Origin of the sequence: Mesorhizobium sp. M0195 (assembly GCF_040322115.1) — a bacterium.
In the GTDB taxonomy this organism is placed as follows: domain Bacteria; phylum Pseudomonadota; class Alphaproteobacteria; order Rhizobiales; family Rhizobiaceae; genus Mesorhizobium.
The window spans coordinates 86,484-105,453 of the sequence record NZ_JAMYSV010000012.1; the positions used below are offsets into that span (position 1 = coordinate 86,484).

Below are 18,970 nucleotides of genomic sequence, written 5' to 3' on the forward strand. Positions count from 1 at the left end.
AGCTCTTTTCCTCCGCCTGGCGCACCAGTTCCGCGAAAGCCAGGGCAAAACTTGCCAGCATCAGGAAGACAATAATCAAGCGTGCCAGCGGCAATAGATCGGCCTCGACTGGTTAGCCCCCACGCCGCCCGTCCGCTGCCGGCTAACATGATCGATATGGCTTTACGAGAGTTTAAGGCGAGTCTTAACCATCACATCATTTTGTCCTCCGACATGATGCGCGAGTGCGGCTTGTTTGGTCGCCATCTCCAGGCACCTCCCTCCCTTTGCAGAAATGCCCACCCATGCTAACCCGGCGCTGGCGCGGCCCAGCAACCGGTCGCCGCCAATCGGTCGCCAGACGGTCGTCGCCAATCGGTTGTCGTTGAGAGCCATGAGCAAAACCGCCAGCCGTTTCGCCTTCGTCTCATCCGGTACAGCCGACGCCAATGCAGCGCTGGAAAGCCTCTCTGCGCGTTACGGCCAGGCCTCCGTCGAAGAAGCCGGGATCGTCGTGGCGCTCGGCGGCGACGGCTTTCTGCTGCAGACCCTGCGTGAGACGATGAGCACGGGAAAGAAGGTCTACGGCATGAACCGTGGCACCATCGGTTTTCTGATGAACGAATACCGCGCCAGCGGCTTGACCGGGCGCATCGCGGCGGCCGTTGCCGAAACGATCCGTCCGCTGGAGATGCAGGCGGTGACGGCCGAAGGCGAGACGATTTCGGCGCTGGCGATCAACGAGGTCGCGCTTTGGCGCCAGTCCTATCAGACGGCCAAGATCCGGATCACCGTGGATGGGCAAGAGCGGCTGGAGGAATTGCACTGCGACGGCGTGATGATTGCGACGCCGGCCGGCTCGACCGCGTATAATCTGTCGGCGCACGGGCCGATCCTGCCGCTCGATGCTCCGCTGCTGGCGCTGACCCCGGTCAGCCCGTTTCGTCCGCGCCGCGGGCGCGGCGCGCTGCTGTCCAACAAGGCGATCGTGCGTTTCGACATTCTGGAGCCGGAAAAGCGGCCGGTGAATGCCGCCGCCGACCACACCGAGGTCAAGGCGGTGACGACGGTCACGGTGAGGGAATCGCCGACGGCAACGGCGACACTGCTGTTCGATCCCAACCATTCGTGGAACGAGCGCATTCTCGCCGAACAGTTCCGCTACTGAGCCGGCGCAGCAGCCACTGCGCAAATTAAGCATCGCGATTAAGGTTACGGCTTCACAATCGCGCCAATGCCGCCCGTTTGTGTTGACAAATCGTGGGCTTGCGCCTACCTGCAATACCGATCTTGCAGGCGCGCGGCGCTTGCCGCGACTGCATATGTTGCGCCCCCGAACCAGCCAAAGACAGCCAAACTTGTCCTCAGACACCCAGATCGCTCAAGAAGCGTTGACCTTCGCAGACCTCGGCCTGTCGCCGAAGGTCCTTTCCGCAGTTACCGATGCCGGCTACACCGAGCCGACGCCGATCCAGGCTGGTGCTATCCCGCACGCCTTGCTCGGCAAGGACGTGCTGGGCATTGCCCAGACCGGCACCGGCAAGACGGCGTCCTTCGTCCTGCCGATGCTCACCCGGTTGGAAAAGGGCCGTGCCCGCGCCCGCATGCCGCGCACGCTGATCCTCGAGCCGACGCGCGAGCTCGCCGCGCAGGTCGAGGAAAACTTCGTCAAATACGGCAAGAACCACAAGCTCAACATCGCACTGCTGATCGGCGGCGTGTCCTTCGACGAGCAGGACAAGAAGCTCGAGCGCGGCGCCGATGTGCTGATCGCGACCCCCGGCCGCCTGCTCGACCATCGCGAGCGCGGCAAGCTCCTGCTCAACGGCGTCGAGATCCTCGTCATCGACGAGGCCGACCGCATGCTCGACATGGGCTTTATCCCCGACATCGAGCGTATCTGCGAGATGATCCCGTTCACCAGGCAGACGCTGTTCTTCTCGGCGACGATGCCGCCGGAAATCACCAAGCTCACCGAGAAATTCCTGCACGCACCGGTGCGCGTCGAAGTGTCGAAGGCAGCATCGGCCGCCACCAACATCATCCAGCGGCTGGTGAAATCCGGCCCGAAACCCTGGGACAAGCGCGAGACGCTGCGCAATCTGATGAAAGCCGAGGATGCCGAGCTGAAGAACGCCATCATCTTCTGCAACCGCAAGATCGAGGTATCGGAGCTGTTCCGCTCGCTGCTGAAATATGACTTCGACGCCGGCGCCCTGCACGGCGACATGGACCAGCGCGCGCGCATGCAGATGCTGGCCAATTTCCGTGACGGCAAGCTGCGCTACCTCGTTGCTTCGGATGTCGCGGCGCGTGGCCTCGACATTCCCGATGTCAGCCATGTCTTCAATTACGACGTGCCGATCCACGCGGAGGATTACGTCCACCGCATCGGCCGTACCGGCCGCGCCGGGCGCTCGGGCAAATCCTTCACCATCGCGACCAAGTCGGACACCAAATACATCGACGCCATCGAGCGGCTGATCGGCACGAAGATCGAGTGGCATGACGGCGATTTGTCGACGGTCGTTGCCAGCGAAGGCGGCGAGGATGAGGCCCCGCGCCGTGGCCGCGGTGCGCCACGCCGTGCCGGCCGCAAGGACGACGCCAAGGACAGGGGCGAGCGCAAACCGCGTGAACGCCACGCCAAGCGCAGCGAAGAAGCAGCGCCAGAAGCAGTTAGCGAGGAACAGCCGGTCGTGGCCGAAGCCACCGTCGCCGACATCGACGAGCGGCGTACCCGCAAAGAGGCGATCCGCTCGGAAAACAGCGAGCGCCAGGCTTCACCTGAACGCAAGGCTTCGCCCGATCGCAACGAACGGCGCGCGCCGGAACGGGGCGACACCAGGCCGCAGCGCGAGCGCCCTGCCCGCCAGCGCCAGGAAGACAATGACGCGACCATCGGCTTCGGCGACGACATGCCGGCCTTCATGCGGATCGTCGCCAAGGTCTGACACGGCTCGCGCGCGGCCCCGCCGACGCGCGAAGCATTGTCGCCAGTCAATCCGGCAGGCCCGCCTTGCGAAGGCCTTCGATATATCTGATGCGATCGTCCGGTCGATAAAACGGCGGCAGCACCTCGGCGAGATTCGAAAGCCGCAGCGAAGGATCGAGCTCGCAGACCCGGGCCATCATCTGCTGCGCTTCCGACAGGCGCCCCGCAAGGGCATGACTCGCCGCCACTACACGCATCGCGCTCACGTAGTTTGGTTGGTACCGCAGCGACTTTCCCGCCCAAGCGGCGGCGTCATCGTAGTGGCCGGCACAAAAATGAGCGAGCCCGGTGTTGAATTGCCAAGCGAACAGGCGTGGATCCAATGGGCTTAGGCGCATGGCAAGCGCGGCGTGCTCGACGGCCTTGCCTGGCTCGCCAAAGCAAGCCTTGACCCAGCTGCTTAGGCCCCACGCGGCCGCTAGATTCGGGTTGAGAACGAGCGCGCGATCGATGCAAGCCGCACTGTCGTCAAGGTCGCCACCTACGTAGCCGAGGACGTATCCACCGAAGGAAAGCGCAATCGCATCGTCCCTTCCGAGTTCGACCGCTCTCCTGGCCAGTCGAGTAGCCTCGGCATTCTCTTTCGCGCGGTCTGTCATCCAGCCGTTGCTTTTTCGGGTGGCGTAGCACCGCGCCGCCCGCGCATAGGCTGCGGCAAACTCCGGGTCACGGTCGATCGCTTTCATGAAGAGGCGCAAGGCATCGTCGATGGCCGATCTACTAGTGATCGTCCGGTCAAAGGCCGCCAGCCCGCGGAGGTAGTAATCATAAGCGTCGAGGCTTTCTGTCGGCTTGCGTTTGGCACGCTCGATCTCAGCCTCCTCCATTTTCGGTGTGATTGCGCCGACAATACTCGAGGCGACCTGGTCCTGCAGATCGAAGACTTCGGCGAGCGTCCCGTCAAAACGGTCGGCCCAGAGATAGGCCTCCGTCGAGGTGTCGATGAGCTGCCCGGCGATGCGCAGGCGGTCGCCCGCCCGGCGAACACTTCCCTCGACCACATAGCGCACGCCCAGCTCACGCCCGACCTGCTTTATGTCTATGGACCGTCCCCTGTAGGTGAAGCTCGAATTCCGTGCGACTACGAACAGGTGCCGAAAGTGAGCCAAGGCGGTGACAATGTCTTCCACCATGCCGTCGGCAAAATATTCCTGCTCGATATCACCGCTTAGGTTCTGAAACGGCAGCACCGCAATCGATGGCTGGTCGTCGCGCCTCGTCGGGACTGCCAGAACCGGCGCCAGTGATGCGGCGCCAGAGCTTGGCTCCGGCCGCTGATGTTCAGGTCGTTCACGGGACTGCAGGGAAGCCGCCAGCGAGCTTGTCTGCTCTTCAGGCTCGGCGTTCAGATGTTTCCTTAAAGCTGCCCGACACAGCTCGAACTGACGCAAGGCCGCGTTTTCGTGGCCTCGATGAGCATGGATGCGGATCAGCGCCCGATGGGCTGCCTCCGCCGTCGGATCCGAGGCGAGCAATCGCTCCGCGAGCCCTTCGCAGGCCGTCTTTTCGGCTGAGCCGGGTGCGGGCAGCGCCAGGCTCAGCCGGTCGACCAATTGCAGCGCCTTGCGCTGATACTTGCTCAGATACGGTCCAAACCACTCGTCCAGTTCGTCAGGGATGGCTTGCCCGGCAAGCAGCTCACCGCGGTAGAGATCGGCGGCGAAGGCGAGATCGGCGGTTCGGCCCTGCTCCAATTTCCGGTCGAAGATCGAGATGTCCGCCTCATCCGGACCGGCAATAAGCGCAACGGTTTCCTGATCCCCATAGATGTAGACGGCTGCATCCGAGCTGGCGGGGAACGTGCGCCTGATGTCGACCAGCGCTTGCCGCAAACTATTGCGGGCCTGCCCGTTGCTTCGCCCCGGCCAAAAGGCTTCGGAAAGCTGCTCGCGACCATGGCCGCGGCGGCCCGCGAGAACCAGGGCAGCAAAAAGGAGCGAAGTCTTGCGCGTGGCGAACCGGACAGGCCGGTGCTCCGGGGAAGTAACCTCCAGGCCACCAAGCAACCGGATGCGCACAAATCGTCTCCAGACTTTGACCGCGGCGACAGAATAGCATCTCGGTGGATCGATTTAACACCGATTTAACGGCGGATCGCCGGACTTCTCCCAGTTGTTCACGCCCAGCCGAACAGGCCGAAAACGTCTGCGTGGCACGCTCCCATGCGCAAACTCGAAATGGGAGACCAAAACAATGGCTCACTCGGAAACTCGCGCCGCCCGCAGCATGTCCAAACGCTTGCTTGGGTCTAGCTTGAAAGGCGCAGCAATGATGATCGCTGCCTTCACGGGATGGCGGCGGACCGCCGCAAGACGGAGGGCACTGGCAGATTTGACGACCGATCAGTTGAAGGACATCGGTCATTCGGACGTCCATCAACCCGCACTCGATGCCGCCACGGCTGTTCTAGTCACGAACTTGATGTCAATGAGGTAAGCTCGGCGTTGAGTTTGGTCTGCGCCTAAAGGTTCTTGAGTTCCAGGCGGGATGCCAACAGGTCCAGAAAAGCGCGGACTTTGGCCGAGGATGATCTGCCTTCCGGCCACACGGCGTGTATCGGCACCGGCACTGGCTCGAATTCGGTCAGAGCCAGTTCCAGGCGGCCGTCGTCCACCAGGTGTTTTACCTGCCAAAGCGGCGAGTAGCCCAAACCCAATCCGTGAACCGCGGCTGCATAGATCGATATCATCAAATTTGACCGGAAGGTGCCCGCGACCTTCACCGGCCGGGGCTTGCCTTCTATCTGAAACATCCATTCGCCTGGGCGGCCGTCATCGGTTCGTACGATGCATTCATGCTCGCGCAATTCGAGCGGATGGGCCGGTCGGCCGTGTTGCTGGAAGTAGGCAGGTGCGCCGAACACCACGCGCCGCAGTGCGCCCAGGCGCTTCGCACGTAAATTGGAATCCGGCAAATTGCCGATCCTTACCGCCAGATCGAGACCCTCGGCATCGAGATCGACAAATTCATCGGAAAGCTGGAGGTCAACCTCGACCCGGGGATATGTGCGCATATAGTCGGCGATAACCGGCACGAGGAAGTCCGGGCCGAACAGAACCGGGGCGCTCATGCGCAGGATGCCGGACGGCTCGGATCGTCGGTTGGCCGCCTGAAGCCTGGCTTCGTTAATCTCCTCGACGGCGAGTTTGATGCGCTGGAAAAAGGCCGCTCCGGCTTCGCTCGGCGTCGAGCGGCGTGTGGTCCTGTGCAGAAGCTCGACCCCGATCGATTCCTCCAATGTCGCCAGGGACCGGCTGACCGACTGCAGCGAACGGTTCAGCCGGCGTGCGGCAGCCGTCAGGCTGCCATGCTCGACAATGGCAATGAAGGCTTCGAAATCGTCTATCCGGCTCATCGCCTATTTCTCCCGAAAATCGGGATAAACTATCGCAAAATCGATGAATTGTAACGCAGTCCGCTAGATTTTATCTTCCCTGCACAGGCCGAAAGGCAGACTCGAGGGAAGGAGATCGTCATGCGAACACCCAGTCCAACCGTCCTGGTCGTAGGCGCCGCAGGCCGCGTTGCCGGTTTGGTGGTGCCTGAACTCGTCCGCCGCAATGCCAGGATTCGGGCGCTTGTTCGTGACGCCGCGAGTGCCGAAAAAGCCCGGAAAGCCGGCGCATCCGAGATCGCGATCGGAGATCTGCGCAACCATCAGAGCCTTGAGCAGGCCGTGAAAGGTGTCGACGGTGTCTTTCACATCGGACCGGCCTTTGCTGCCGACGAAGCCGCCATGGGGGTTGCCATGGTTGAGGCAGCGGCGCGAGCGGGCGTTCGAAAGTTCGTCTTTTCGTCGGTGATCCAGCCGACCAATACGAGGCTGGAAAACCATGCAAGCAAGGTACCCGTCGAAGCTGCCCTCTATTCGACGAACATGGAATACACCATTCTGCACCCGGCCAATTTCATGCAAAATATCGCGGCGGCCTGGCCGTCCGTCGTCGAGCACGGCGTTTTCGCCGAGCCGTTTCCAAGGACGGCGAAGCTCGCCCGCGTCGACTATCGCGATGTGGCTGAAGTGGCGGCAATCGCATTGACCGAAGCGCGTTTGTCCTATGCGACCCTCGAGCTGTGCGCCGACGGTATGCACAGCCGCGAAGAGGTCGTCGCCATGATGAGCGAAGCGCTTGGCCGGCCGGTTTCGGCGGGCGAGCCGACATTTCAGGACTGGGCGGCGAAGGCCCGCCTTCCCTATACCGACAGGCAGTTGCAGATGCTGGCCAAAGTACACAGCCACTACGCCAAATACGGCCTCGGCGGGAACAGCCTGACGTTGCGTGCCGTGCTTGGCCGCGAGCCGCGTTCGCTGCGAAGCTTCATTCGGGAACTGGCGCTGCAGACGGCATATGCCGCCTGATCGTCCTCACAATAACGCCTACGCATATTTTCTGATTAGGAGACTTCGATGCAAGCATCACCGGACCAAGCCTTCAAGTTGAAAAAGCTGCCGCCCTCCTACGGCGCGGTGGTGATGCCGTTGGTTCTTTCGATTCTGATGTCGTCGATTGTCTCGGCGGTTTCGACGGCAATCGGCGCAGGCTGGACCAACGGGTTTATAGCGGCCTGGAGCTATGCATGGGGCGCTTCATGGCTTGTTGCGTTTCCCAGTCTGCTGATTGTGCTTCCGATCGTGCGCCGGATCGTTGCCGCGATTGTCGATCAACCGGCCCGGTCCTGACATCACGAATGAAGGGTGCCGGCGGCCATAGGGCCGGCCTAGCCATTAGAGCGGCCCCTTGCGAGGCCGCTGCCGGTTTGTGCGCTTGCCTCAGGTAAGCGGCGACAGCTGGATCTCGACGCGGCGGTTCTGAGCCCGGCCGGCAGCGGTCGCGTTGGAGGCGATCGGACGCGTCTTGCCGAAGCCGGTGACGGCGAAGCGGCGGGAATCGACGCCCTGTCCGGACAGATAGTTGGCGACCGCCAAAGCACGGCGCTGCGACAGGTCGAAATTGTGCTCGTCGCTGCCGGTCGAGTCGGTGTGGCCGAACACGTCGACCGTGGTCTGGCGGAACTTTTTCAGCACAAGGGCCACTGAATTCAGCACCGGATAGAAACCGGCCTTCACCGCGTCCTGGTCGACGTTGAAGGTAATGTCGGACGGCATATTGAGGATGATCTGGTCGCCGGTGCGGGTGACGCTGACGCCGGTGCCCTGAAGCTGTCGGCGCAGTTCGGCCTCGTTCTGGTCCATGGTGGCACCGATGGCACCGCCGGCAAGCGCGCCGATGCCCGCGCCGATCAGCGCGTTGCGGCGGTCGTTACCGCCGGCTAGCATGCCGAGCCCGGCACCCGCCAAAGCACCGAGACCGGCGCCGGCAGCGGTGTTGGAAACCTTCTGTTCCCCGGTGTAGGGATCGGTGGTGCATGCGCTCACGAGCACAGCCGTCGCCACGACGGCGAGCACAATCTTTTTCATATGGTGGTCCCTCTCCATTCCACGGCCGCGCAACGGCGCACCGCATCAGCCGTTCCAGCGACTTGTAACATGAAATGCGGCGAAAAGCGGACCAGCAAAAGCCGTTGCCGCGGCTTTTCCCGGCCCAATTCCACACGCCTGCGGCGGCTCGTGCGACCACCGCAATTCGACCGGCTACCAGAGATTCTTGCCGTCGATGACCACCACTTCGACCGTGTCGAGATCGAAATCGTCGAACAGCCGCGAGTTCACGCTGATCTTCGGATTGTCGAAATTCGGCTCGCCTGTCGACCAGTCCGGCGTCTCGGTGAAGGTGCCACAGCCGCAGGTGGCGCAAAAACCGTGTTTTATGGTTTTCGATCCCCACAGGTAGAACGAAACATTCTCCGGCGGGCTGGTGAGTCTGAATTGCGATGGGGTGTAATAGGCCCACAACGAACCGCGTTTCGAACAGAAGGAACAGGTGCATCGCGTCACTGTCTGCGGCGCTTGCGAAACCTCGAATGTCGTCGCCTTGCAGTGGCAGCTTGCCTTGATGGTCATGAATTGGTCCCTCACAATGCCGCCGCCCGTACGGCAAAGGCAGCATAAAGAAACGCTCCTGACAACTGCCGGTCAGCAGGCCTGTGAGCCTGCGATGCACAGGTTAACAGTGCTGGAGTGCCGATCGAAGGCTCATCGATCCAAAGCCGCCGCACACCCTCGGGTCACCCGTCGGCAAGCTTTGGGCGTCATGCGCTAATAGGACGATGGCGGCACGAACAGGCAGATGGTCTTTCCGTCATTGGCACCGGCAACGGAGCACCAATGATATTCGCCGTCGGGCGAATTCTTGATCCGCTTGTCGCTATAGGCCACGACCTCCCCGGTTCCTTTGATGACATAGCCCTCCGGACGTTCGCTGATCGATGTCTGAGAGACCTCGCGGCAATCATAGCCCGAGCAGCAGGAGAACGGATAGCTCCAGCCTTGCGGCATGGCCGCGGTCGGTTTGGCATCATGCGCCAGAGCAGGCGCCGCAAATGGAATGGCGGCAGCAATCAAAACCACTGCCGCGACAAGTGAATTCAGGAGTCGGCGCGCCGTGCGGGCGACTGAGGCCGGTCTGGTTGTGAGAGCAGGCATGAGCGCAGTTCCTATCAACGGTTGTCAAGCATCTCGCTTGCCCGTTCCCGGAACGTGTCTTCCCAGTGGCCGGATCGTCAGGTCGCAGATACGCCGCGTCCGGCCATAAATGCTTTTTCCTCCCCAGCGCATGAATGCTGGGCTGATTCCTTGGCTGGCGCAAGCAATTGCTGTCGCAACCGAACGCCGACCTCTGCAGTCGGAACCAACCTGCCGCCCTGATTGACGAAACCTGGTCAAGCCCGGCAACGGGATCGCCAATAACGGGATTTGGCTCGCGCTGGTTCCAGGCTTGGCACCGGCGGCCGGCGACATCCGCGTCAAAAGCGGAAATCGATCTTGAAGAATCCGATGAAAAACAAAGTTGTAGAACGACAGGTAAGTGCGAATTGAGAGCTCGTCACTCTCGCGCGGTGGCCGTAACGCTCGCGTGATGAACCCACGTTCCTGCCGGATTGGTGCCCGGCGCCTCAGTCGATATCGGCCACCGTTTCGCCGGCGCCACCTTCGATCCGCTGCGACAGCGAGGCTTCCATGAAATCGTCGAGGTCGCCGTCGAGCACGCTCGACGGGCTGGTGCTCTCGACGCCGGTGCGCAGATCTTTCACCAGCTGATAGGGCTGCAGCACGTAGGACCGTATCTGGTGGCCCCAGCCAATATCGCTCTTCGACGCTTCGGTGGCGTTCGCCACCGCTTCGCGCCTCTTCAGCTCTTCCTCGTAAAGCCGCGAGCGCAGCATTTCCCAGGCCTTGGCCTTGTTCTTGTGCTGGGAGCGCTCGGCCTGGCAGGCAACCGCGATACCGGTGGCGAGATGGGTTATGCGCACCGCCGAATCGGTGGTGTTGACGTGCTGGCCGCCCGATCCCGACGACCGATACGTGTCGATACGGACGTCGGATTCGGAAACGTCGATGTCGATCGTATCGTCGATGACGGGATAGACCCAGACGCTGGCGAAGGAGGTGTGGCGGCGCGCATTGCTGTCATAGGGCGAAATCCGCACGAGACGATGCACGCCCGATTCCGTCTTCAGCCAGCCATAGGCGTTGTGGCCCTTGATCAGCAGCGTGGCGGACTTGATGCCGGCTTCTTCGCCGTCATGCACTTCAAGCACCTCGACCTTGAAGCGCCGGCGCTCGGCCCAGCGCGTATACATGCGCAGAAGCATCGAGGCCCAGTCCTGGCTTTCGGTGCCGCCGGCGCCGGCATGGACCTCCAGATAGCTATCGTTGGCGTCAGCCTCGCCCGACAGCAGCGTCTCGATCTGGCGCGCCTTGGCCTCGCCGCGCATCGAGCGGATCGCCGCTTCGGCCTCCGCGATGACGCCCTCGTCGCCCTCTTCCTCGCCAAGCTCGATGAGGCCGATATTGTCTTCCAGGGCCTGGGTGAGGCCTTTGACCGCGGCAATGCCTTCCTCGAGGCCCTGACGCTCGCGCATCAGCTTTTGCGCTTCCAGCGGCTCGTTCCAGAGGCTCGAATCCTCGGCACGGACGTTCAGGTATTCAAGCCGCTTTATGGCTTGGTCCCAGTCAAAGATGCCTCCTCAGCAGGGTGATTGCCTGCCTGATCTCGTCGACAATGTTTTGCGTTTCCGCGCGCATGGCTGGCTGTTCTGTCCTGTTGCTGGATGGCGGTTTGGTGGCGCGATACATAGGGACGGCACAGTCTCCTGTAAAGCGCCGGCCCTGTAATGTACCGGCCCCTGTAAAGCGGAATGGACCGGCTCGACCATCATCGTCAAGCCGGTCCGACCCGATGCAGCGATTATCAGTAGAGCCCGCCGCCGCCCGACTGGATGGCCTGGTTGGCCTGCGGCGACAGCGCCCCGCCGGTGGCGTTGGAGCCGTCCGCACCCATGCCGATCACCCAATAACTGTCGGCGGGACCGGTACCCGGCTTGAAGGCTTCGATGATGGTTCCGGCGTCGCCCGCGTTGGCTCGCATGCCGGTCTTCCGATTGATCGCAATCAGCTTCATGCCTTCCGGAACCTTGAAGTCGACATTGGGCGTGCCGTCCAGCGCCACGCGCATGAAATCCTTGAAGATCGGCGCGGCGAGGCCGCCGCCGGTCGCGCCCTTGCCAAGGCCTTTCGGCTGATCGTAGCCCATATAAAGGCCGACAACGAGGTTCGGCGTATAGCCGATGAACCAGGCATCCTTTTCGTCGTTGGTCGTTCCGGTCTTGCCGGCGATGTGACGGCCGAGCTCGTTGATGGTGGCGCCGGTGCCGCGTTGCACGACGCCCTCCATCATCGATGTGATCTGGTAGGCGGTCATCGGATCGAGCACCTGCTCGGAATTGTCGACCAGCTCCGGCTCTGGCTGGTTCTGCCACTCGGCGGCGTTGCAGTTCGAGCATCCGCGTTCGTCCTGCCTAAAGACGGTCTTGCCGTAGCGGTCCTGGATGCGGTCGATCAGCGACGGCTTGATCGACTTGCCGCCATTGGCCATGATCGAATAGGCCGACACCATGCGCATCACCGTCGTCTCGCCTGATCCCAGCGCCATCGGCAGATACGGCGCCAGATGGTCGTAGACGCCGAAACGCTCGGCATACTCCACGACCAGCTTCATGCCCATGTCGTTGGCAAGCCGCACCGTCATCAGATTGCGCGATTTCTCGATACCGGAGCGCAAGGTCGCCGGGCCGGCAACCGTTCCGTCGTAATTCTTGGGCGTCCAGGTCGTGTTGCCGCTCTGGATGGTGATCGGCCCGTCCATGATCACGGAGGCGGGCGTATAGCCATTGTCGAGGGCGGCCGAATAGACGATCGGCTTGAACGACGATCCGGGCTGGCGCATGGCCTGCGTCGCCCGGTTGAACTCCGACTGCGCGTAGGAGAAACCGCCGACCATGGCCAGGACACGTCCGGTATGCGGATCCATGGCGATCAGGCCGCCTTCCACTTCGGGAACCTGGCGCAAGCTGTAGCTGTTGTCCGAGCCCTCGTTCTTCTGCACGAAAATCACGTCGCCCGGCTTCAGCACGTCGGCCGGCGACTTCGCCTTGACGGTCCTGCCGTCGACGACGTGGCGCATGGCGAAGCTCATGTCTTCCTTGCTGACGGTGCCTTCGACGCGGTCCTTGACGATTTCACCGGAGATCTGGCGCGTCGGCTGCAGGCCGATGGACAGGCCGGTGGCAGAGCTGTCGAGCACGACGGCGAGCGACCATTCCGGCACGTCCTCCAATCGCTTGACGTTGCCGAGCGGCACGCCCCAGTCGCCGGAAATGTCGATGCTCGTGACCGGCCCGCGGTAGCCGCGCAACGTGTCGAACTTCATGAGACCGTTCTGCATGGCCTTGCGGGCAATCAGCTGCATCTTCGGATCGAGCGTCGTGCGGACGGAAAGGCCGCCTTCGTAGAGCGCATTCTCGCCATAGCGCGCGATGATCTGGCGACGCACTTCCTCGGTGAAATACTCCCCGGCGAAGAGATAGTTGCCGGTGCGGCGCGGCGTGACGCCGAGCGGCTCGGCCTTGGCCTTCTCGCCTTCTTCATGCGTGACGTAGCCGTTCTCGACCATCTGGTCGATGACCCAGTTGCGGCGCTCCAAGGCGCGATCGGCATGCTTGAAGGGATGGTAGTTGTTCGGCCCCTTTGGCAGGGAGGCGAGATAGGCGGCTTCGGCAACGGTGAGCTCGTTCACCGATTTGTCGAAATAGGTGAGTGCAGCACCGGCGACGCCATAGGCGCCGAAGCCGAAGAAAATCTCGTTGAGATAGAGCTCGAGAATGCGATCCTTCGAATAGGCCTGCTCGATGCGGAAGGCGAGGATCATCTCCTTGATCTTACGCTCGTAGGTCTGATCCGAAGACAACAGGAAGTTTTTTGCCACCTGCTGGGTAATCGTCGAGGCGCCGACCTGGCGCTTTCCCGAGCCAACATTCTGCAGGTTGACGACAATGGCGCGGCCAAGGCCGGTCACGTCGATGCCGGGGTGATTGTAAAAATTCTTGTCCTCGGCCGACAGGAAGGCCGCCTTGACACGATCCGGGATCGCCTGAATCGGCAGATAAAGCCGCCGCTCACGCGCATATTCGGCCATCAGCGCGCCATCCGACGCGTGGATGCGGGTCGTCACCGGCGGCTCGTATTTGGCCAGCACCTCATAATCGGGCAGGTCCTTCGACAAATGGCCGATATAGATCGCCACGCCCGCCGCGACCAAAAGGGCCAGCGTCGTGCCGATGCCGAAGAAATAGCCAATGAGACGAATCATACCCGCTCCAGTCCTTGGTTCGGGAATTTCCTAAACGAAGCCGCCCTTCACGCAAGCTTTCGGGACGATCCCAAACCGTAATCGCAAAATCCATGTCGCGACCATGTGGGCAAAATACGGCGGCGCGGGATTTCGGTTTCGAATGCCGGAAATAAAAGCACAGGGTGTTGTCGCCGTGCAACGCTGCTTCAGGTTGTGGGCGCCGGTGGGCATTTCAGCCTCCGGCCCCCGTTCCGCTTCTGGCCGAAGCAAACAGGGCAACGGCATTGGTTATGCTCTGGGTCGCCTTGTTGCGCCAATCGGCGCTGAGCAACTGCGCTTCGTCCTTGGCGTTCGACAGATAGCCGAGTTCGACCAGCACGGATGGAACGTCCGGCGCCTTCAGCACCTTGAAGCCGGCAGAACGCTGCGGGTTGTTGATCAGACCGACGCTGGTGGAAAGCTGGCCGACGAGAGTATGGGCGAAGCTCATCGAAAAATTATGCGTCTCGCGGCGGATCAGGTCGATCAGGATATCGGTCACTTCCTTGCTGTCGTCCTTGATCTCCATGCCGGCGAACTGGTCGGAAAGATTTTCACGGTCGGCAAGCGCCTGCGCCTCGGGATCGGAAGCCTTGTCGGACACGGTGTAGACGGTTGCACCGCGAATGCCCTTGAGGCTGATCGTGTCCGCATGGATCGAGATGAGCAGGTCGGCCTCATGCTGGCGGGCAATGCGCACGCGGTCGTCGAGCCGCAGGAACTCGTCCGTTTCGCGCGTCAGGAACACGTCGTATTTGCCGCTGGCGGCGAGCTTGTCGCGCAGTTCCATGGCAAAGGCGAGCGTCACGTTCTTTTCGACCGTACCGTTCAGGCCCTCGGCACCGCCGTCGATGCCGCCATGGCCGGGATCGACGACGACGGTGAAACGATGGCCCGGATTGGAGACCGGCCCGGTACCGACCCTGCCGGCCTTGTCGGCGGAGACCGTCGAGCCGGTCGTCAGCGCCTGATTAGCGAGCGCTGCGTCGAATTCTCGCTGCGAGGCCGCCGACATGTCGATGGCGATGCGGTAGCCGTTGCCGTCACCGTTCTTGAGCACGTCGAGATTGTCGACGGCGAACGGTCCCTTGCCGGTGAGAATCAGCCGCGATTTCCCCTCGCCGAGCTCGCCGTAACGCACGGCGCGGACAAGCCCGCGCGGCTTTACGTCCTTGGCATTGAGGGCGAATCTCGTGGCCGGCAGATCGATGACCAGGCGATCGGGGCCGCGCAGCAGGAACCATTTGATGTCGGGCTCGCGGTCGAAATTGATGACGATGCGCATCTTGGTGGCATCGCCGGCCATCTTGTAGCTTGTGGCAGCAAGCGGTGCGTCGGCAGCACGCGAAAGCGGCGAAAAGACCAGGCAAGCCAGGATCAGCGACAGCAGGCAGGCGGTGCGGAAGAACCAGCCTCCATGATGACGGCCCTTGTCTGCGAAGCTTGCCAGTCCCATCTTTCTACCAGTCGCTCCCGTTTTGGCGTCATGCCCGACCGCTTGTCGAAGGGCCCTGTTGCTTGTCAAAGTGCCGGCAGGCCGCGAACTCGATTAACGATTGGTATCCAGAGAAGGTTAACCAAGCCTTTTCATGGAAGGCTTGGGACCTGTGCTTCCGCTGCGGAACGGCTTTTTGCCGGCATCGGGAATCGGGGTTGCCTTCCAACCTGCCAAATCATAAAAGCGATGGTGGATCACTGCAATCCTGGAACCGTCCTCCTCCGCAGCTTCCTGCTACAGGTCAGACGCAAGACGGCTCCTTTCGCTTCAGGCGAAGAAGGCATCGGTGATCGCGACGATTTTCGCAGGCGTGCTCCCGTGGCGGGGGAATCGCCTGCGTGAGCAAAACGGCCGGGATTGTCCCGTGCCGGCTCTGTATGAGCAAACAAGCTGGTCCGGTTTTTCCCGGGCTTTGGTTCAAAAGGTTCTGCTGGTGACGATGGCTTCAAGCGCAATCATGGAAAGGTCCGCAACAAACCGCGCCACTACGGCTGCGGGCGGCACCGCCATGGCGCTCAGGCAGCGGCCGGCGGACGTTCAATTGTCCGGCACTCATGTTCCAGGTCCACGGCAGCGGGCATTGCCCCGCAAGCTGCGGCCGACGGCTGCCGGGAGGAAACGAAATAATGCCCAACAAAATGCTGATAGACGCCTCCCACCCGGAGGAAACACGCGTTGTCGTCGTTCGCGGTAACCGAATTGAAGAATTCGACTTTGAATCCCAGGACAAGAAGCAGCTCAAAGGAAATATCTATCTCGCCCGCGTAACGCGCGTCGAACCTTCCCTGCAGGCAGCCTTTGTCGAATATGGCGGCAACCGTCACGGTTTCCTCGCCTTCAGTGAAATACATCCCGACTACTACCAGATTCCGGTCGCCGACCGTCAGGCGCTGCTGCGTGCGGAAGCACAGGAAGCCCAGGACGAAGAGGACGAGGAAGCCGCCGAAGGCGAGGACCGCCAGAGCCGCGACCGTGGCAAGCGCGGACGCCGGCGCGGCGGCAAGAGCCGTGACCGCGGCGAGCACAGGCACGAGGCAGGCGCGTCCGACGGCGAGAACGGCGAAGGTGCCGTCGCAGAAAAGCTGGATGCCGCTACCGACAATGGCGAAACCATGTCCGACGTTGCTGGACAGAGCGAGGGTGCCGCCGGACAGAGCGATGAAGTCGCCGATCGCGGCGAGACCGAGCCGTCCGAAGGCGGTTCCAGTTCCATCGCTGCCAGCGTCGATGCCGACGTAATCTCGGAAGCCGTCCCGCAAGTCGAGCTAAGCGAAGCCGAGACGGGCGGGGCCGAGACAAGCGGCGAGGCAACCTCCGAAGACAATGATCGCGGCATGCTGGAAGAGGTGCAATCCTCGCATTCGGACGATCACGAGGTCGAATCGGTCGGCGCCGAAGACGCGCTGGAAGAAGTGCGCAACCGCCGCAAGCCGGTGCGCCGCCAGTACAAGATCCAGGAAGTGATCAAGCGCCGGCAGATCCTGCTGGTGCAGGTCGTCAAGGAAGAGCGCGGCAACAAGGGCGCGGCGCTGACCACCTATCTGTCGCTGGCCGGCCGCTATTCGGTGCTGATGCCGAACACGGCGCGCGGCGGCGGCATTTCGCGCAAGATCACCAATGCGCAGGACCGCAAGCGGCTGAAGGAAGTGGTCGCCGATCTCGAAGTGCCGCAGGGCATGGGTGTCATCCTGCGTACGGCCGGCGAAAGCCGCACCAAGGCAGAGATCAAGCGCGACTACGAATATTTGATGCGGCTTTGGGAAAACGTCCGCAATCTGACGCTGCAATCCACGGCCCCTGCCCTGGTTTACGAGGAAGGCAGCCTGATCAAGCGCTCGGTACGCGACCTTTACAACAAGGATATCGACGAGATCCTGGTTTCCGGCGAAGAAGGCTACCGCGAGGCCAAGGACTTCATGCGCATGCTGATGCCGAGCCACGCCAAGGTGGTTCAGCCGTTCCGCGACACGACGCCGATCTTTGTGCGCAACGGCATCGAAGCGCAGCTCGACCGCATGCTGCAGCCGCAGGTGACGCTGAAGAGCGGCGGCTACATCATCATCAACCAGACGGAAGCGCTGGTCGCCATCGACGTCAATTCGGGCCGTTCCACCAAGGAGCACTCGATCGAGGACACCGCGCTTCACACCAATCTGGAAGCTGCCGAGGAAGTCGCCCGGCAATTGAGGCTGCGCGATCTCGCCGGCCTCATCGTCATCGACTTCATCGACATGGAGGAGAACCGCAACAACCGCTCCGTCGAGAAGCGGCTGAAGGATCACCTCAAGAACGATCGTGCCCGCATCCAGGTCGGCCGCATCTCGCATTTCGGCCTGATGGAAATGTCGCGCCAGCGCATCCGTGCCAGCGTGCTGGAATCGACGATGAAGCCTTGCCCGCATTGCGGCGGCACCGGCCATGTGCGCTCCGATTCGTCGGTCGCGCTGATGGTGGTACGGGCAATCGAGGAATTCCTGCTCAAGGATTCGCGCAGCCACATCACGGTGCGGACGCCGGCAGCGACCGCACTCTATGTGCTCAATCACAAGCGCGGCACGCTGGTGGAATTCGAGCACCGCTTCGGTGTGACCATCACCATCGAAGCCGATGATACGGTCGGTGCACAACACTATGCCATCTTCCGCGGTGCGCTGGCCGAAAAGCCGGAAGGCTTCGTCGAGGCGCGCACCTTCCCGGCCTATGTCGAGCCGGAAGAACCCGAGGACGAGATCGTCATCGAGGAGGAAGACGAGGCACCGGTGCAGGCCGAGCAAACACGCCCTGCCCAGCAGCCGCAGCAGCCAAGGTCGGGCGAGGACGGCGAAGGCCGCGATCGCAAGCGCCGCAAGCGCCGCAGACGGCGCGGCGGCAAGGATCGTGAACACGGCGATCGTGAACACGGGGATCGTGAACACGGGGATCGTGAACACCGGGACCGCGAACATGGCGCTGCTGTGGAAGGTGCTTCCGTTTCGGCGCCGACAGACGATGCCTTGGTAGCCGACGGCGACCACGGCGCCGAAGCGGAACGTGAAGCGCCGGCCGGTGTTGCCGAAACGGCGGAAGCGGCGGACGACGGTCACGGCAAGAAGCGCCGGCGCGGCAAGCGCGGCGGCAAGCGCAATCGCCGTGAAGACGGCGAGGACAGCGTCGAAGCCAGCGCCGGCGAGCCAGCCGCCATGACGGAAGGTGCCGTGTCGGAAGCAGAGCCCGTGACCGGCGAACCGGAAGGTGCCCCGCCGGCCGAAGAGCTTGCGGTGCTTGCTCCGGCGAACGACGACATGCCGAGCGCCGAAAAGCCGAAGAAGCCGCGCCGCGCCGCCAAGCCGAAGAAGGTTGCGGCGGAAGCAGTTGCCGAGATTGCGGGCGCCGAGACATCGGCTGCCGAGGCCGCCTCCGTGGCTTCCGGCGAGACCCCCGCGCCGGTGTCGCCGGAGACCGAAGTGGCGGCTGCCGAGGAAACGCCGAAGGTCCGGCCGTCGCGCCGCAAGCCCGTACCGGTGGATGCTCCGGTCGTGCCGGTCGTCTCCTCGATCGTCGCCGACGAGGCAAAGACCGAGGAAGCAAAGACCGAGGACAAGCCAAAGCGTGCCGGCTGGTGGCAGCGGAAGGGCTTTTTCTAAGCCTTTGCGTGCATTAGCCAGACTTTCTGATTGGAAAAGTCCCGCGTCGCCGATCGGCTGCGCGGGATTTTTTTGCCCCAATTGC

The 18,970-nt window shown here is 62.4% G+C and carries 14 protein-coding genes; 6 read left to right on the forward strand and 8 right to left on the reverse strand.

The genetic code is table 11. The annotated features are described in order from the left end of the window. The first annotated feature begins 373 nt into the window (after nucleotides 1–373). The gene (locus NKJ12_RS21810; protein WP_352705043.1) at nucleotides 374–1,147 is read left to right on the forward strand and encodes an NAD kinase; all 774 of its coding nucleotides are present in this window, start codon (nucleotides 374–376) and stop codon (nucleotides 1,145–1,147) included. Nucleotides 1,148–1,337: 190 nt separating this feature from the next. Next, nucleotides 1,338–2,933 (forward strand): DEAD/DEAH box helicase, encoded by a 1,596-nt coding sequence (locus tag NKJ12_RS21815; protein ID WP_352705045.1) that lies wholly within the window; start codon nucleotides 1,338–1,340, stop codon nucleotides 2,931–2,933. A gap of 46 nt (nucleotides 2,934–2,979) precedes the next feature. Here the strand turns inward: NKJ12_RS21815 and NKJ12_RS21820 are convergent, their stop codons facing one another. Beyond that, nucleotides 2,980–4,992 carry a BTAD domain-containing putative transcriptional regulator gene (locus NKJ12_RS21820; protein ID WP_352705047.1) on the reverse strand — a complete coding sequence of 671 codons (2,013 nt, stop codon included), beginning with the start codon at nucleotides 4,990–4,992 and terminating at the stop codon, nucleotides 2,980–2,982. Nucleotides 4,993–5,245: 253 nt separating this feature from the next. On the opposite strand from NKJ12_RS21820, the gene NKJ12_RS21825 reads away from it, so the two are divergent. Beyond that, nucleotides 5,246–5,410 carry a YjiS-like domain-containing protein gene (locus tag NKJ12_RS21825; protein ID WP_352705113.1) on the forward strand — a complete coding sequence of 55 codons (165 nt, stop codon included), beginning with the start codon at nucleotides 5,246–5,248 and terminating at the stop codon, nucleotides 5,408–5,410. Between the two features lie 25 nt (nucleotides 5,411–5,435). Here the strand turns inward: NKJ12_RS21825 and NKJ12_RS21830 are convergent, their stop codons facing one another. Beyond that, on the reverse strand, nucleotides 5,436–6,329 hold the full coding sequence (locus NKJ12_RS21830) for a LysR family transcriptional regulator (protein ID WP_352705049.1): 894 nt from the start codon (nucleotides 6,327–6,329) through the stop codon (nucleotides 5,436–5,438). Between the two features lie 120 nt (nucleotides 6,330–6,449). On the opposite strand from NKJ12_RS21830, the gene NKJ12_RS21835 reads away from it, so the two are divergent. After that, nucleotides 6,450–7,334, forward strand: a complete 885-nt coding sequence (locus NKJ12_RS21835; RefSeq protein ID WP_352508559.1) for an NmrA/HSCARG family protein — start codon at nucleotides 6,450–6,452, stop codon at nucleotides 7,332–7,334. 48 nt (nucleotides 7,335–7,382) lie between these two features. Then, the gene (locus NKJ12_RS21840) at nucleotides 7,383–7,655 is read left to right on the forward strand and encodes a DUF2798 domain-containing protein (protein WP_352508560.1); all 273 of its coding nucleotides are present in this window, start codon (nucleotides 7,383–7,385) and stop codon (nucleotides 7,653–7,655) included. 90 nt (nucleotides 7,656–7,745) lie between these two features. Here NKJ12_RS21840 and NKJ12_RS21845 read toward each other — a convergent pair whose 3' ends face one another. The 6 genes from NKJ12_RS21845 to NKJ12_RS21870 form a co-directional block, all read right to left on the reverse strand. Further along, the gene (locus NKJ12_RS21845) at nucleotides 7,746–8,393 is read right to left on the reverse strand and encodes a YiaD family glycine zipper/OmpA-like lipoprotein (RefSeq protein ID WP_254817106.1); all 648 of its coding nucleotides are present in this window, start codon (nucleotides 8,391–8,393) and stop codon (nucleotides 7,746–7,748) included. A 174-nt stretch (nucleotides 8,394–8,567) separates the two neighbouring features. Next, nucleotides 8,568–8,936 (reverse strand): GFA family protein, encoded by a 369-nt coding sequence (locus NKJ12_RS21850; protein WP_254817105.1) that lies wholly within the window; start codon nucleotides 8,934–8,936, stop codon nucleotides 8,568–8,570. 195 nt (nucleotides 8,937–9,131) lie between these two features. Then, nucleotides 9,132–9,518, reverse strand: coding sequence for a hypothetical protein (locus NKJ12_RS21855; protein WP_352508561.1), 387 nt, complete (start codon nucleotides 9,516–9,518; stop codon nucleotides 9,132–9,134). Between the two features lie 470 nt (nucleotides 9,519–9,988). Next, nucleotides 9,989–11,120, reverse strand: a protein-coding gene (gene prfB / locus NKJ12_RS21860; protein ID WP_254817103.1) for a peptide chain release factor 2 whose coding sequence is annotated in 2 segments (ribosomal slippage) — nucleotides 9,989–11,053 and nucleotides 11,055–11,120 — 1,131 coding nt in all. Because the reading frame shifts where the segments join, the coding sequence is not laid out codon by codon here. Between the two features lie 166 nt (nucleotides 11,121–11,286). Then, on the reverse strand, nucleotides 11,287–13,743 hold the full coding sequence (locus NKJ12_RS21865; RefSeq protein WP_352508562.1) for a penicillin-binding protein 1A: 2,457 nt from the start codon (nucleotides 13,741–13,743) through the stop codon (nucleotides 11,287–11,289). A gap of 214 nt (nucleotides 13,744–13,957) precedes the next feature. Further along, nucleotides 13,958–15,220 (reverse strand): N-acetylmuramoyl-L-alanine amidase, encoded by a 1,263-nt coding sequence (locus tag NKJ12_RS21870; protein WP_352508563.1) that lies wholly within the window; start codon nucleotides 15,218–15,220, stop codon nucleotides 13,958–13,960. 668 nt (nucleotides 15,221–15,888) lie between these two features. Here NKJ12_RS21870 and NKJ12_RS21875 point away from each other — a divergent pair. Further along, nucleotides 15,889–18,885 carry an Rne/Rng family ribonuclease gene (locus NKJ12_RS21875; protein WP_352705051.1) on the forward strand — a complete coding sequence of 999 codons (2,997 nt, stop codon included), beginning with the start codon at nucleotides 15,889–15,891 and terminating at the stop codon, nucleotides 18,883–18,885. The last annotated feature ends 85 nt before the right edge of the window (nucleotides 18,886–18,970 follow it).

Bases quoted from the DNA above. Each gene is read 5' to 3' on its own strand.
- NKJ12_RS21810 (WP_352705043.1), top strand. From the start codon at position 374: ATGAGCAAAACCGCCAGCCGTTTCGCCTTCGTCTCATCCGGTACAGCC.
- NKJ12_RS21825 (WP_352705113.1), top strand. From the start codon at position 5,246: ATGATCGCTGCCTTCACGGGATGGCGGCGGACCGCCGCAAGACGGAGG.
- NKJ12_RS21830 (WP_352705049.1), bottom strand. From the start codon at position 6,329: ATGAGCCGGATAGACGATTTCGAAGCCTTCATTGCCATTGTCGAGCAT.
- NKJ12_RS21835 (WP_352508559.1), top strand. From the start codon at position 6,450: ATGCGAACACCCAGTCCAACCGTCCTGGTCGTAGGCGCCGCAGGCCGC.
- NKJ12_RS21840 (WP_352508560.1), top strand. From the start codon at position 7,383: ATGCAAGCATCACCGGACCAAGCCTTCAAGTTGAAAAAGCTGCCGCCC.
- NKJ12_RS21845 (WP_254817106.1), bottom strand. From the start codon at position 8,393: ATGAAAAAGATTGTGCTCGCCGTCGTGGCGACGGCTGTGCTCGTGAGC.
- NKJ12_RS21850 (WP_254817105.1), bottom strand. From the start codon at position 8,936: ATGACCATCAAGGCAAGCTGCCACTGCAAGGCGACGACATTCGAGGTT.
- NKJ12_RS21855 (WP_352508561.1), bottom strand. From the start codon at position 9,518: ATGCCTGCTCTCACAACCAGACCGGCCTCAGTCGCCCGCACGGCGCGC.
- NKJ12_RS21865 (WP_352508562.1), bottom strand. From the start codon at position 13,743: ATGATTCGTCTCATTGGCTATTTCTTCGGCATCGGCACGACGCTGGCC.
- NKJ12_RS21870 (WP_352508563.1), bottom strand. From the start codon at position 15,220: ATGGGACTGGCAAGCTTCGCAGACAAGGGCCGTCATCATGGAGGCTGG.
- NKJ12_RS21875 (WP_352705051.1), top strand. From the start codon at position 15,889: ATGCCCAACAAAATGCTGATAGACGCCTCCCACCCGGAGGAAACACGC.